At 42.6% G+C, this 15,291-nt stretch carries 11 protein-coding genes and 1 other annotated feature; all 11 genes read right to left on the bottom strand.

The genetic code is table 11. From position 1 onward, the window contains the following. Positions 1-237 precede the first annotated feature (237 nt). Positions 238-1,905, bottom strand: a complete 1,668-nt coding sequence (lonB, locus tag M3205_RS01930; protein WP_251168380.1) for an ATP-dependent protease LonB — start codon at positions 1,903-1,905, stop codon at positions 238-240. A gap of 159 nt (positions 1,906-2,064) precedes the next feature. After that, on the bottom strand, positions 2,065-3,330 hold the full coding sequence (clpX, locus tag M3205_RS01935; RefSeq protein WP_076257323.1) for an ATP-dependent protease ATP-binding subunit ClpX: 1,266 nt from the start codon (positions 3,328-3,330) through the stop codon (positions 2,065-2,067). A 518-nt stretch (positions 3,331-3,848) separates the two neighbouring features. Then, complete coding sequence (tig, locus tag M3205_RS01940) at positions 3,849-5,135, bottom strand: trigger factor (RefSeq protein WP_251168381.1); 1,287 nt, start codon at positions 5,133-5,135, stop codon at positions 3,849-3,851. A 161-nt stretch (positions 5,136-5,296) separates the two neighbouring features. Beyond that, positions 5,297-6,325, bottom strand: coding sequence for a tetratricopeptide repeat protein (locus M3205_RS01945; RefSeq protein ID WP_251168382.1), 1,029 nt, complete (start codon positions 6,323-6,325; stop codon positions 5,297-5,299). Positions 6,326-6,426: 101 nt separating this feature from the next. Then, on the bottom strand, positions 6,427-7,020 hold the full coding sequence (gene leuD, locus M3205_RS01950; RefSeq protein ID WP_251168383.1) for a 3-isopropylmalate dehydratase small subunit: 594 nt from the start codon (positions 7,018-7,020) through the stop codon (positions 6,427-6,429). Between the two features lie 16 nt (positions 7,021-7,036). Next, entirely contained in the window at positions 7,037-8,452 is a 1,416-nt protein-coding gene (gene leuC, locus M3205_RS01955) for a 3-isopropylmalate dehydratase large subunit (RefSeq protein ID WP_251168384.1), read from the bottom strand. Between the two features lie 90 nt (positions 8,453-8,542). Continuing rightward, entirely contained in the window at positions 8,543-9,655 is a 1,113-nt protein-coding gene (gene leuB / locus M3205_RS01960; RefSeq protein WP_251168385.1) for a 3-isopropylmalate dehydrogenase, read from the bottom strand. Between the two features lie 127 nt (positions 9,656-9,782). Beyond that, a complete protein-coding gene (locus M3205_RS01965) occupies positions 9,783-11,321 on the bottom strand; it encodes a 2-isopropylmalate synthase (RefSeq protein WP_251168386.1) in 1,539 nt (512 codons plus the stop codon). Beyond that, entirely contained in the window at positions 11,308-12,330 is a 1,023-nt protein-coding gene (gene ilvC, locus M3205_RS01970; RefSeq protein WP_251168387.1) for a ketol-acid reductoisomerase, read from the bottom strand. Before ilvC ends, M3205_RS01965 begins: the two co-directional genes overlap by 14 nt. Positions 12,331-12,378: 48 nt before the next feature. Further along, complete coding sequence (gene ilvN, locus M3205_RS01975) at positions 12,379-12,897, bottom strand: acetolactate synthase small subunit (RefSeq protein ID WP_251168388.1); 519 nt, start codon at positions 12,895-12,897, stop codon at positions 12,379-12,381. Further along, positions 12,894-14,615, bottom strand: coding sequence for an acetolactate synthase large subunit (gene ilvB, locus M3205_RS01980; RefSeq protein ID WP_251168389.1), 1,722 nt, complete (start codon positions 14,613-14,615; stop codon positions 12,894-12,896). The genes ilvN and ilvB overlap by 4 nt, the downstream gene beginning before the upstream one ends. A gap of 80 nt (positions 14,616-14,695) precedes the next feature. Next, positions 14,696-14,952 (bottom strand) — a binding site (T-box leader). Positions 14,953-15,291: the final 339 nt, after the last annotated feature.

Raw genomic sequence — 15,291 nt, forward strand, 5'->3', positions numbered from 1 at the left:
TTTTTAACCCCATTATTGCTAATAATTTCTTTGTACAATTCTATCGCATTTAAATAGCAGTGTCTATTAAAGAGAAAAAGCTGTAATTCAATGATATTCATTTATAATTACACTTTATCCTTCTTTACGCAAATAAAACTTCGGTTTGTAGCCTAAACTGCAAACCGAAGTTTCTGACCGCGATTAGCGGAGGCGTTTATACAGCGGGCTTTCAGCAACTGCAGACCGGGCCACACATTATATGCTTTCTTTTTTCTTTAATTCAATTGAAGCAGTTACAGCCTGCTCTTTGAGATACTCTTTGTGAAGGGATGCCTCAAATACCTCATTCAAATGAGATACCGGAATGATCTTAATTCCTGTTATCTCCTTTAAGATGGATTGCATATTTTCTTTTGGGATGATTACTGTCTTTGCTCCCGCTTTCTTGGCTGCCTTCACCTTTGGATAAACGCCACCTATTGGCTTGACATACCCATGAATGCTGATTTCCCCGGTCATGGCAACTGTATTGTCAACTGGCCTTTTATAAATGGCAGAATAAATACCTGTCGCCATGGCAATGCCTGCAGAAGGTCCGTCAATTGGAACTCCGCCAGGGAAGTTGACATGAATATCATATTCGTCGGCCGGAACGCCCATCGATCTCAGAACGGTAATAACATTTTCAATTGAACCCCTGGCCATACTTTTTCTCCGTATTGACTTTCCTTGACCGCCAATGCTTTCTTCTTCCACTATGCCTGTAATATTAATGCTGCCCTTTTCTTTTGCCGGAATCACAGTAACTTCAATATCAAGCAACGCGCCTGTGTTCGGCCCATATACCGCCAGACCGTTGACAAGACCTACAGCAGAATGGGAATTGATTTTTCTCTCCATTCTCGGTGAAAGCTGACTCGATTGGACAACCCACTCAATATCTTCATCTTTTATGTAATCACGGTCCTCAGTGATTGCCAAACCCGCAGAGATTTGAATCATATTTACCGCTTCCCGTCCATTTCTTGCATAATTAGCAAGAATGCCAAGGCCTTTTTCACTAACAGCGACATTGACCTTTGCAGCAGCCTTTCCAGCTACAGCTATGATCTCTTCTTCAGCTAATTCCCTGAAAAATACTTCCATGCATCTGGAGCGAATGGCTGGCGGAATTTCATTAGGAGTTCTGGTAGTTGCACCGATCAGGCGGAAGTCCGCAGGCAGGCCATTTTTAAAAATATCATGAATATGGGTTGGAATTTGAGTGTTTTCTTCATTATAATAAGCGCTTTCCAGAAAGACTTTCCGGTCTTCAAGCACCTTCAGGAGCTTGTTCATCTGAATAGGGTGAAGCTCGCCGATTTCATCAATAAAAAGCACACCGCCATGTGCATTTGTCACAGCACCCTGTTTAGGCTGCGGAATTCCCGCCTGTCCCATCGCCCCTGCCCCCTGATAGATAGGATCATGAACAGAACCTATCAGGGGATCCGCAATACCTCTTTCATCAAATCTCGCAGTAGTGGCATCCAGTTCGATAAAAACAGAAGCTGCCTTAAAGGGTGATTTTGCATTTTTCTTGGCTTCTTCCAGAACCAATCTGGCCGCAGCCGTTTTTCCCACACCCGGTGGACCATAAATAATAACATGCTGAGGATTGGGGCCGCACAATGCTGCTTTTAGAGATTTAATTCCATCTTCCTGCCCTACAATGTCAGCAAAACTGGAAGGACGAACTTTTTCTGATAAAGGTTCAGTTAATGAAATGGAACGCATCTTTTTTAATACATCCATTTCCTTCCTTGATTCACGGTCGATAGAAACTTTCTGTGTACGCTGGCTCCTAAGCAAATTCCAAAAATATAGCCCAATGACAATTCCAAAAAACAATTGGATAAATAAAGCGATCCCCGTCCAACTCATTGTGTTCCCTCCTGCATTATTGTTCTCGTTAATAATGCTAGTATCTCCCTGACTGAGTTGGAATAAACAAGGAATTCATTTAAAAGTAAGGTAAGAAAAAGGACCAGAAAGGTGCAAAAAAATGGCCATGCCCCGCCAGGGACTGGCCATTTTTTTTAATTACGCTGAAGTCTTGCGCTCTTCTTCTACGACTGTACCGTCCTCCAAAACAAGTTTGGGAGAACCGTTATCGATAACCGTTTCTTTCGTAATAATGCATTTTTTAATATCTTCGCGCGAAGGAAGATCAAACATTACATCCAGCATAATGCCTTCAATAATGGAGCGCAGTCCCCGGGCACCTGTTTTTCTTTCGATTGCTTTTTTAGCAATTTCCTCAAGTGCGCCTTCTTCGAACTCAAGCTCAACATCATCTAATTCAAGCATTTTCTGGTATTGTTTCACAAGTGCATTTTTAGGTTTAGTTAAAATCTCAATTAAAGCCGCTTCATCAAGCTGTGAAAGGCTTGCAATAACTGGAAGACGTCCAATAAATTCAGGAATTAATCCGAATTTCAGCAGGTCTTCAGGAAGCACTTTTGCAAGAAGATCCTTTGGCTCGATTTCTTTTTGATTCTGGTCGGAACCAAAGCCAATTACTTTTTGGCCTAAACGGCGTTTAATAATTTGCTCAATGCCATCGAAGGCTCCTCCGCAAATAAAAAGGATATTGGTCGTGTCAATCTGGATAAATTCCTGATGAGGATGCTTGCGACCGCCTTGTGGAGGTACGCTTGCAACTGTTCCTTCAAGAATTTTCAGCAGCGCCTGCTGCACACCTTCACCTGATACATCTCGAGTGATGGATGGATTTTCCGACTTACGTGCAACTTTATCAATCTCATCAATATAGATGATTCCTTTTTCGGCCTTTTCCACATCATAATCTGCTGCCTGAATAAGCTTTAGAAGGATATTTTCAACATCTTCCCCGACGTATCCGGCTTCAGTTAAAGATGTCGCATCTGCAATGGCAAATGGAACATTAAGAATACGCGCTAATGTCTGAGCCAGCAAGGTTTTACCGCTTCCAGTCGGCCCGATCATGGCAATATTACTTTTAGATAGTTCAACTTCATCAATTTTGCTGTTGGAATTGATGCGTTTATAGTGATTATATACTGCAACGGACAGCGATTTCTTCGCCTGCTCCTGGCCAATTACATATTCATCCAGAATATCGCGGATTTCAGCCGGTTTTGGAACATCTTTGAACTCCACTTCTTCTTCTGTTCCCAGTTCTTCTTCCACAATTTCAGTGCAAAGCTCAATGCATTCATCGCATATATATACTCCAGGCCCAGCAACAAGTTTGCGGACCTGATCCTGTGTCTTTCCACAGAAAGAACACTTCAATTGCCCTTTTTCATCATTAAATTTAAACAAATCCTTCACCCCTTGAAAAAACTTCAAAACGATATATAAAGCTTGCGAAATCACATGCAATTAGTTCTTTATTCAGCCATAGAAAGGTTAGTAGTTAGAGCGGACGATGTGCCATTGCAGTTGCAGACAGGCCTCTTTAATCACTCACTCTTTTGAAAAAATCAAAACCTTCAGCAGTTATGTATTGCATTGTAACACATTTTCACAGTGGACAGGAAATGATAACTCTTAAAACATTTCAATTATGTATGCATGCATGTGATGGGATTTCACAAAGATAAACCAGGCTGAATTTTATATGTACTTTCATAAGCTTAACCAAAAATGGCTAAATTAAGTCGGCCCTCTGGACCGATAATTAAATTATCTATTTATATGTATTTGTATTCCTGTCCATGTGCAATATGCTGTAAAACTTTTCACCAGACAAAAGGTACAAGGGAGGTTTTCATTATGTATAGTCTTGATGGTATAAAACAAGGCACGATAAACTCGCGCCTTGTTTATTACTACTTTTATTATGCAACAGTCTTGCTATTTTCCACAAGGAAATCTACTGCTTTTTTAATTTGAAGATCTGTTTTTAGACCTTCAAGGCTTCCAAGAGCTTGTGTGATCTGGTCAGCAGACATGTTGTACATTTCTGTCATTTTGTTCAGTTCTTCTGAAACTTCTTCATCGCTTACTTCGATGTTTTCAGCTTTTGCGATTGCTTCAAGAGTCAGGTTAACGCGAACGCGCTTTTCAGCTTCCTCTTTCATTTGCTCGCGTAATGCCGCTTCATCCTGTCCGGAGAACTGGAAGTATAGCTCAAGGTTCATGCCTTGCATTTGAAGACGCTGTTCGAACTCCTGCATCATGCGGTTAACTTCAGTATCAACCATTGCAGCCGGGATTTCCATTTCTGCATTAGCAGCTGCCGCTTCAACAACAGTGTCGCGGACATGGTGCTCAGCTTCATGCTTCTTGCTTTCCTCTAAGCGAGTTTTAATTTTTTCTTTTAATGCATCCAAAGTTTCAACTTCTTCGTCTGCATCTTTAGCAAACTCATCATCCAGCTCAGGAAGCTGTTTTGTTTTGATTTCATGTACAGTTACTTTGAAAGTTGCAGGCTTACCAGCTAGCTCAGCTGCATGGTATTCCTCTGGGAAAGAAACTTCAACATCCTTAGATTCTCCAGCAGCAGTACCAATCAGCTGCTCTTCAAATCCAGGGATGAATTGTCCTGAACCAAGTTCTAAAGAGTAGTTCTCAGCTTTTCCGCCTTCGAAAGCTTCACCATCAACGAATCCTTCAAAGTCCATAACAACTGTATCGCCGTTCTCAGCTTTGCCTTCTTCTTTAACAGCCAGCTCAGCTTGTCTTTCCTGAAGGGAAGTTAACTCATTGTTAACATCATCTTCTGTAACGCTTGTTTCAAGCGGTTTAACTTCAAGGCCTTTGTATTCGCCAAGCTTCACTTCAGGCTTAACAGTTACTGTAGCTTTAAAGATAAGGCTTTTGCCTTTTTCGATTTGCTCTACATCGATTTCAGGGCGATCAACAGGCTCAATGCCAGTTTCATCAATTGCATTAGCATATGCTTCCGGAAGAAGATAATCAACTGCATCTTGGTATAAAGACTCAACTCCGAAACGCTTTTCAAACATTCCTCGAGGCATTTTCCCTTTACGGAATCCAGGTACATTTACCTGCTTAACTACTTTTTTGAATGCAGCGTCCAAACCTTCGGTTACTTTCTCTGCATCTACTTCAATTGTAAGAACCCCGCGGTTCCCTTCTAACTTTTCAAATTTAGCAGACATACAATCATTTCCCTCCAAAAATCTATTATCATTTCATTCATGACAGAATGTTATGAATATCTCTTGTTTTTTCAAGCCATATCCATTTAAAAAAATGTATATATACACATAATACAACCATTATATTATAACATACACTCCCTGTCTTTCAACATTGAAGGCTAAATATTGGGATAAGAAATTTCTTCTATCTTTCTTATAAAGGCAAGAGCCTCTTCTATTTCCTCTTCAGGAGCATCATAAATATCACCCAGCATGCTTATCGAATTGTTTAAGCCATGATACTCATTTGAAAGCATATGGTATGCCGCAGCCCAGGACGCAGCATTCTCCGGCGGGACTTCATACGGATAAAGCAGGAAGAAGTGTCTTTCTGCAATGCTCTTTGTATTTTCAAATAGTACCGGATCTTCCTGTTCGAGCTCATTCTCCAGTTTATTGACTATCTTTAACAGCATGGGCTGCTGATGAACAGGTGGCAGTTCAGCAGGATTTACCAGCAGGCTCTTATCGAACTTCCGAATCGTTACATCTTTTTCATACCCGTGCTCAGAAAGTACATTTAACAGCATCGTTTTAAAAAAAGGATTCCCATCCTCCGCTTGCAAATAGGCTTTAATATCTTCGAGATAAGGCTTGATGTTATGTTCTGCCAGCTGTGCAGCAATCTTCATTTGTTCATGCTGATCCTGGTAGGAAAACAGGTTGAGTTTCTTTCTGTTAAATTCCTCCAGATCGGGTGCTTCGATCTCAGTTTCAGAAGGTGAAGCAGCCATTTTTCTGCTGAACTCAAGCATTCTGCCAAAATGCTCAAATTTCTCCTTCGGGATCTCCCTTTCTTCAAGCAAAACCTCGATCGTTGCTGCAATCTCCCTGTATTGGTGCAGCTGCACAAGGATCATTAAATAAAGATCCATTACTTGTATGTAATCCCCTATGCCTGTCTGGAGCATTTTATTGGCCAGTTCTTTTGCCTTTTCCAAAGCTCCGGCTTCATAATATGCCAAAACGAGCCCAATATGAACATCCGTATTCTCAGGCTCCATATCCAGAGCTTCTTCAAAGAACCGGATTGATTCTTTATACCTTTTCTGCTGAAAGGACTCAAGACCCTTTTCCAGCAGCCGTTTCTCAAGGCCGGGAAATAGAATGATTTTATTTTTTTGTTTTTTCTGTTCCCGCTTTCCCATGCTAATACCGCCTCAACTATTATTTTTGAAGTTAGTGTAGCATGAAATAGCTCAAAAACAAAAAGATTCATGGTTTAATGCCATGAATCTTTCATATGTGCCTACTGCACCGCAAACCGTTTTTCTTCGAAACTTAATATGCTGCTTTCCAATTGAAGAGTAATTTCAATTTCATCCCAGCCGTTTATCAGCATTTTTTTCCAGTATTCATTAATTGTGAATGATGCTGAAAAATTATATTCATCTTCAACTATTCCATTCTGCAAATCAACCTTCAAATCATACGGCGGTTTTTGGGCTCGTTCGAGCAAATATTCGACTGTTTCTGCCGGCAGAGTGATTGGCAGCAGTCCATTTTTCAAGCAATTTTGATGGAAGATGTCAGCAAACGAAGGTGCAATAATTACTTTGAAGCCATAATCCCCTAAAGCCCATGGCGCATGCTCCCGGGAAGATCCGCAGCCGAAATTTTCATTTGCGATAAGGATGGAAGCACCCTGATTTTCCATCTTATTCAGCTCAAACGCCGGGTTAGGCAGCCCTTCTTTCGTATATCTCCAGTCATAAAAAAGATATTTTCCAAATCCTGTTTTCTCAATTCTTTTTAGAAATTGCTTGGGAATTATCTGATCCGTATCCACATTGGCTCTATCCATTGCAGCTGCTTTTCCCTGAAGTGTTTTGAATCCGCTCATTTATTTCTCCTTCTTCTTAATGGACAGTCTCTGCACTTAGCAAAGCACCTACGTCCACAAAATGTCCGTATATAGCTGCCGCTGCCGCCATTAAAGGGCTGACAAGGTGCGTCCTGGCGCCTGACCCCTGTCTTCCTTCAAAATTACGGTTTGATGTCGACGCACAATGCTCGCCGTTTGGCACAATATCATTATTCATGCTCAAACACATGCTGCAGCCTGATTCCCTCCATTCAAACCCAGCCTGCTTAAAGATAAGGTCCAGCCCATCTGCCTCTGCCTGCTTCTTGACCTGCTGCGAGCCTGGTACAACAAGTGCGCGGACATTGGGGTGAACCTTTTTCCCTCTAATGACTTCAGCTGCAAGTTTCAGGTCTTCCAGACGGGAATTCGTGCAAGACCCGATAAAAACGTGCTGAATTTGAATGTCTTCAATTTTTTGCCCTTCCTGCAGTCCCATATACTCTAAAGCTCTTGATAATGATTTTTGTTCAAGGTCGTTTTTGCATTCCTCAAGTTTTGGAATTTGTTCATTCACCTTAGAAGTCATTGATGGATTTGTGCCCCAGCTGACCATAGGAGCAATATCTGCAGCATCAATTTGAATGGTTTTATCGTATTGCGCATCATGATCAGATACAAGCTCTCTCCAATTCCCGACTGCATTCGCAAATCCGTCTCCTTTTGGCGCATACTTTCTTCCTTGAAGATACTCAAACGTTTTTTCATCAGGACTCACAAGCCCTGCTTTTGCGCCTCCTTCAATGGACATATTGCAAATCGTCATTCTTTCTTCCATTGACATTTTTGCAATTGTATCGCCGCAATATTCAATAATATGGCCTGTGCCAAAACCAATTCCATTTTTAGCAATAATATAAAGGATGACATCTTTAGCAGTGACACCTTTTTTCAGCTCGCCGTTTATCTCAAGTTTTAATGTTTTAGGCTTGCTCTGCCATAACGTCTGAGTTGCCAGGACATGCTCAACTTCACTTGTGCCGATGCCAAAGGCTATTGATCCAAAAGCTCCATGGGTGGATGTATGGCTGTCCCCGCAAACAATTGTCATGCCTGGCTGAGTAAGCCCCAGCTCCGGCCCAATCACATGAACAATCCCCTGTTCAGGACTATCCAGCCCAGCAAGAGGGATGCCAAATTCCAGACAGTTTTTTTCCAAAGTGGTCATTTGGTTTAATGCAACAGGATCATTGATGACTTTTCGGTTATCAGTAGGAACATTATGATCAACTGTAGCAAACGTTTTATCCGGCCTTCTCACTTTCCTGCTTTTCATTCTTAAACCGGAAAATGCCTGAGGGGAAGTAACTTCATGTACTAAGTGGAGGTCTATGTACATCAAATCCGGCTTTCCTTCTTCCCTGTGGACTACATGCTTTTCCCAAATCTTATCTATTATTGATTTTCCCATTCTGTTCCACTCCTTTTTAAAAGAAACACGGCCGATGATGGCCGTGTCTCAAGTTTAAAATCAGCTGAACCAGTGCCCAGCAGTCAGCACTTATGCATAAGCACCCATAATATTGAGAATAGCCTCGTTATCCAAAAGGGTAGCCTTTACCTCTTCAATCATTTCAGAAGTAGTGACAACCTTTTTTCCAAATGAAAAGATATCTCTCGTACGATAGCCGGCTTCAAGAACTTGATTAACAGCATTCTCAACTGCTTCAGCTTCCTCTTCCATTCCGAAGGATAGACGGAGCATCATGGCTGCCGATAAAATCATGGCAATTGGATTAGCTGAATCCTTTCCTTGAATATCCGGTGCGGAACCATGAATAGGTTCGTATAAGTAAGGCCCGTTTTCCGAAATGCTGGCAGAAGGAAGCATTCCCAGAGAACCGGTCAATACAGAGGCTTCATCACTCAGAATATCACCGAACATATTTTCCGTTACGACAACATCAAATCTTTTCGGGTTTTTAATCATTTGCATAGCGGCATTATCAACAAGCATATGTTCAAGAACAACATCAGGATATTGCTTTGCAATGTCCTCTGCAACCTCTCTCCACATTCTGCTGGATTCCAGGACATTGGCCTTATCAACAGAAGTTACCTTGCCACGCCGCTTTCCTGCAAGTTCGAATGCCAGCTTAATGACACGGCGCATTTCTTCTTTTTGATAAAACAAAGTGTCCACTACAGCATCTTTTCCGTTTTGCTGTGTCCTTTCGCTTGGCTTTCCAAAATAGAGTCCGCCGGTTAATTCTCTGACCATCAGCATATCCACGCCTTCAATTACTTCATTTTTTAACGGAGACGTATCGGAAAGGCTTGAATAATATTGAGTTGGCCGCAAATTGGCATATAGATTTAATTCCTTGCGGATCATTAATAGACCCTTTTCCGGACGAAGGTGGGGAGGCTGCTGGTCCCATTTAGGTCCGCCAACCGCTCCCAGCATGACCGCATCGCTTTCTTTGCAAAGCTCCAGTGTTTCATTAGGTAGCGGAGTTCCGACTGCATCAATAGCAGAACCGCCGATTTTGCCATATGAAAATTGGAATTGATGTCCGAACCGTTCACCAACAGCCTGCAGGACTTCAATTGCACCCTTCACCACTTCTTTGCCGATCCCATCTCCTGGAAGTACTGCGATACGTTTTTTCATTTTTAATCCCTCCGTCTGATTTATTGTTTTATAGATTTTCTTCCTATTATAATTCTGCCGCACATTTGTTTTTGGGGGGAACGACAGTAGACTTTCCCCCTCTGTGATCCAAATCTCCCGCTTTAGATCAATTTACCTCTACCGCCTGCGCTTTTTCTTTCATATATATGACTCTATTAACGGCATTCAAGTAAGCTTTTGAGGAAGCCTCAAGCACATCCTGGGCCAAACCGCGGCCGCTTGTTTCCATTCCTTCATAGTTCAACTTTACATAAACCTGGGCTAAAGCGTCTCTCCCGGCCCCTACAGATTGGATACGGTAATCCAAAAGGTTAGCTGTTCCATTCAGGCATTTTTCCAATGTGTTATACAGCGCCTCTATGCTTCCTGCTCCAGTCCCTGCTTCCTGGACCACTTCGTTGTTTGACCCTGACAGAGTAACAGTTGCTGTTGGAACAGAGTTGGTGCCATACTGGATTTGGATTCCGATTAAATCATAGAATCGCTGCTCCTTGGAGAGCTTCTCTTCAAGTACGATGGCTGCAAGGTCGTCGTCTGTCATCTCTTTTTTGCGGTCGGCCAGATCTTTGAAAACTGTGAAAAGCCGGTTTGCTTCTTCATCTGCTACTTCAAGGCCCAGTTCACTCAGGCGGTTTTTAAATGCATGGCGCCCGGAATGTTTTCCAAGTACCATGGAATTGGATTGGAAACCGACTAGATCAGGGGAAATAATTTCATACGTTGATTTTTCCTTCAAGACCCCATCCTGGTGGATTCCAGATTCATGTGCAAAAGCATTCCTGCCAACAATTGCTTTGTTGGCTGGCACCACCATACCTGTCAGCTTGCTGATCAAGCTGCTCGTTCTGCTGATTTCCTGAAGATTCAGACGGGTGGAAGCCTGATAATGATCATTCCGGATATAAAGGGCCACCGCCAGCTCCTCAAGTGCCGCATTCCCGGCTCTCTCACCAATTCCATTAATCGTGCCCTCAATCTGTGTTGCCCCATTTTCTATAGCTGACAGTGAATTCGCTATGGCCATTCCCAAGTCATCATGGCAATGTGCTGACAAGGATACTTTATCAATAGAAGGAACATGATTTCTTAAATATTGAAAAATTTCACCGTATTCCTGTGGTGATGCGTATCCAACCGTATCAGGAATATTAATAATTCGTGCACCCGCCTGGATGACCTTTTCAATGATCTCTGCAAGAAAAGGTAGTTCTGTCCTGGTAGCATCCTCTGCAGACCATTGGACGATAGGGAATTTTGAAGCAGCATACTTAACAGTTTCAACTGCTGTTTCAACCACTTCTTCCTTTGTCTTCCTTAACTTATACTGCCTGTGGATTGGAGAGGTTGCCAGGAATGTATGTATCCTCGGCTCAGCTCCATCCTTTAAAGCTCCCCATGCAGCATCTATATCAGAGATAACTGCTCTTGCCAATCCTGTGACCGAGCAATTTTTAATCGTCTGGGCAATATTCTGTACGGATGCAAAATCCCCTTTCGACGCTGCAGGGAAGCCCGCCTCAATAATATCAACGTTCAAACGCTCCAGCTGCCTGGCGATTTCCAACTTTTCCGAAAAGTTAAGGTTTACACCAGCAGATTGCTCGCCATCTCTTAGTGTAGTATCAAATATTTTAATTATTGCCACTTACGACCACTTCTTTCTTCTTGCTGCTATTAACAAACGGCATCATTTTGCGGAGTTCTCTTCCCACCTGCTCGATTGGATGCTCATTCTCTCTCTGATTTACCGCATTGAATACCGGTCTATTTGCCTGGTTTTCCAAGATCCACCCTTTTGCAAAATTCCCTTCCTGGATATCTTTGAGCACCGCCTTCATTTCTTCTTTCACTCGTGCGTCAACTACCCGCGGACCGCTTACAAAATCTCCCCATTGAGCTGTATCTGAGATGGAATAGCGCATTCCTTCAAGACCGCCCTCATACATAAGGTCAACAATGAGTTTCAGTTCATGTAAACATTCAAAGTATGCCAGCTCCGGCTGATAGCCTGCTTCTGTCAGAGTCTCAAATCCTGCTTTCACCAAGGAAGTCAGTCCCCCGCACAGCACTGCCTGTTCACCAAACAAATCTGTCTCGGTTTCTTCCTTAAAAGTCGTTTCCAGAGCACCTGCACGAAGAGATCCAATGGCTTTAGCGTAAGCAAGAGCCAGGTCCTTCGCTTCCCCTGTAACATCCTGATGGACTGCAAACAGGGCAGGAACACCTGCATCCTGTTCATATGTTCTTCTGACTAAATGGCCAGGTCCTTTCGGTGCCACAAGCAGTACATCACACTCTTTTGGAGGTACGATCTGATTAAAATGAATATTAAATCCATGGGCAAACATTAATGCCTGGTTTGATAAATTAGGTTCGATTTCTTTCTTGTATACTTTTGGCTGCAATTCATCCGGCAATAGGATCATCACTACATCAGACTGCGCTGCTGCCTCACCGACCGGATATACTTGGAAACCGTCTTCTTCTGCTTTTTCCCATGACTTCCCTTTCCGAAGGCCGATGACAACCTCAACCCCGCTGTCCCTCATGTTTAACGCATGTGCATGTCCCTGGGATCCATATCCGATGACCGCTACCTTCTTCCCGTTTAAATACGCTGCATTAGCATCTCCGTTATAATACATTTTCGCCATGTTTTATCTCCCTCTCCGAATAAGTTTTTTATATTTATAATAGTTTATTTAAACGATAGAGTATGACTTGGACTGCTGGGAAGTACGCTGTGTTCCTCTAGGGAATGCCGTTGTTCCTGTCCTTGCAAGCTCTTTGATTCCATATGGTTTAATAAGTTCAATGAATGCTTCAACCTTATCAGATTCACCTGTAATCTGAACGGTCATGCTATCCTTGCTGACGTCTATCACAGATGCTCTGAAAGGTTCAATTAAAGAGTAAATCTCATTTCTTGTATATGGGACTGCCTGAACTTTAATAAGGGCAAGCTCTCTTGCGACAATTGACTGATCCGTGATATCCGTTACTTTTATCACATCGATTTGCTTATTCAGCTGTTTCGTAATTTGTTCACTGGCACTGGAGTCCTCAACATGGACCACACAAGTGATTCGCGACATCCCTTCATGTTCAGACAGGCCGACTGAAATGCTTTCAATATTAAAGTTTCTTTTAGAAAATAGATTAGTAATTCTGTTTAGAACACCCGGCCGATTCATCACAGTCAGGCATATGATTCGTTTCATGGTTTTACACCTGCCATTTCATGAAGTCCTTTTCCTGGTGCGATCATCGGATACACGTTTTCATCGGGATCCACCCTGAAATCGATAAGCACAGGTTCGCGGTTATGAAGCACTTCATCCAATACCTCTTCAGCCTCTTCTTCAGATTGGATGACATATCCTTTTATCCCATAGGCTTCAGCCAATTTCACAAAAGAAGGCTGTAACGGAATTTTACTGTGAGAGAAACGGGATTCATAAAAGATCTCCTGCCACTGCCGGACCATGCCTAGGGCCATATTATTGAAAATAATAATTTTTACCGGCAGATTCAGTTCCTGAATGATAGCAAGCTCCTGAGTTGACATTTGGAATCCTCCATCTCCGCAAATGGCGAGTACGCATGCTTCCGGGTTAGCCAGCTGAGCCCCGATGCTTGCCGGGAAACCAAATCCCATTGTTCCAAGTCCGCCTGATGTCACCCATCTATCTGCATTATTAAAGCGATAGTATTGGGCTGCCCACATTTGATGCTGTCCTACATCAGTTACGACGATGGCATCCCCTTCCGTCTTTGAATGAAGCATTTCCATGACTTTCTGGGGTTTCAGCTGTACGGATTCTTTATCATAGTAATATGGATATTCCTCCTGCCACCTCGAGATGGTTTCCATCCATTCTTTATGGGCAGGCGGCTTTCCATCCTGCAGAATCAGCTGCTCTAGAGCTTCTTTTGCATCCGCCACAATCGGGATGGACGTTGGAACGTTTTTGCCGATTTCAGCAGGGTCAATATCAATATGGGCGACTTTTGCATGTGGTGCAAAATGCTGTAAATTCCCAGTTAATCTGTCATCAAAACGGGCTCCAATATTAATCAGCAAATCGCATTCTGTAAGGCCCATATTGGCTGCATAACAGCCATGCATACCAGCCATACCAATGAATAATGGATGACTTGCAGGAAATCCGCCGAGGCCCAGAAGTGTGTGGATAACAGGTATTTGCTGCTGCTCCGCGTATTCTTTCAATTCTTTGGATGCTCTTCCATGAAGCACTCCGGCACCAGCCAGGATGACAGGCTTTTTCGATCTGCTGACTGCTTCAGTTAATTTTCTTATTTGAAGGTAATTTGGTTTTAATGTCGGCTGATACCCCGGCAGATTCACTTCCGTTTCTTTCTCGGGCTGATCTGAAACTCCTGCAGCAATGTCTTTGGGGATATCAATCAGCACTGGTCCTGGCCTGCCGGTTGAAGCTATATAAAAAGCTTCTTTAACGATTCTCGGAATATCTTCAATGCTGCGGACCTGATAATTGTATTTTGTAATAGGAGTGGTTATCCCCAGGATATCTGCCTCCTGAAAGGCGTCTGACCCAATGACTCCCGTTGCTACCTGGCCAGTAAATACAATCAGCGGAAGTGAATCCATCATTGCGTCTGCAAGACCGGTAACAATATTAGTGGCTCCTGGTCCTGAAGTGGCAATTACGACACCAGGCTTTCCCGATATACGGGCATACCCTTCAGCAGCATGAATTCCTCCCTGTTCATGACGCGGCAGCACATGAAGAATCTTTGAATGATACAGCTTGTCGTAAAGTGGAAGAACAGCTCCTCCAGGATAACCAAAAATCACTTCAACATTTTCTTTCTCCAAGGCTCTTAATAACAGATCAGCGCCGGTGACAGGATATGTCTCCGTTTTTGTTTCTGTTAAGGCAGCTTCCTGCAGCATTTGTTGATAACCTCCTCATGTTTTAATACTCCAATATAAAAAAGCCCTTCCACCCCTAAAGAAACCTAACGATTGTAGGTATAAGGGATGGAAAGGCTTTGATCACCTGTTCCACGGTACCACCCTGATTCACGCTTATGATGCGTGCACTCATGAACAGCGGATTTGCTGTTCGTTTTGATAACGGGTGAAGAACACCCGGCAGCCCCTAGTCGATTCACTTTCAGGACTGCGCTCAGAGGTGAGTTCATTTTAAGAGGGCATTACCGGTTTTCAGCAGATCCGGCTCTCTGGGAATGCCTTTCATAAAACTACTTATCCTCTTCTACGCTTTTCCTATTCTAAGATTTAACCTTAATACAATAACGCTTTAAATCATTGAATTGATAGATTAAAAAAAACCGAATTTCCATATAGTGAGATAGATTTCACTGGGATGAAGTTTATAGTTGCTTGTGTAAATTTCTTATATTGAGGACTATCTTACGCCCATTTTTATCAGCCGTCAACACCCTTTTTATGAATTATTTGATAATTTAGATTAATCTGTTTTTGTGAATCCGCTTACATTGTTGATATATTCACATTTCATATGACAAAAATTTTTTTATATTTTTTTAATAAGGGAGATAACAAGAGCTGATGAGGTTTATAGAGGGAATTTAAAAACAACTGG

Source organism: Cytobacillus firmus (genome assembly GCF_023715565.1).
Taxonomy (GTDB): domain Bacteria; phylum Bacillota; class Bacilli; order Bacillales; family Cytobacillaceae; genus Cytobacillus; species Cytobacillus firmus_C.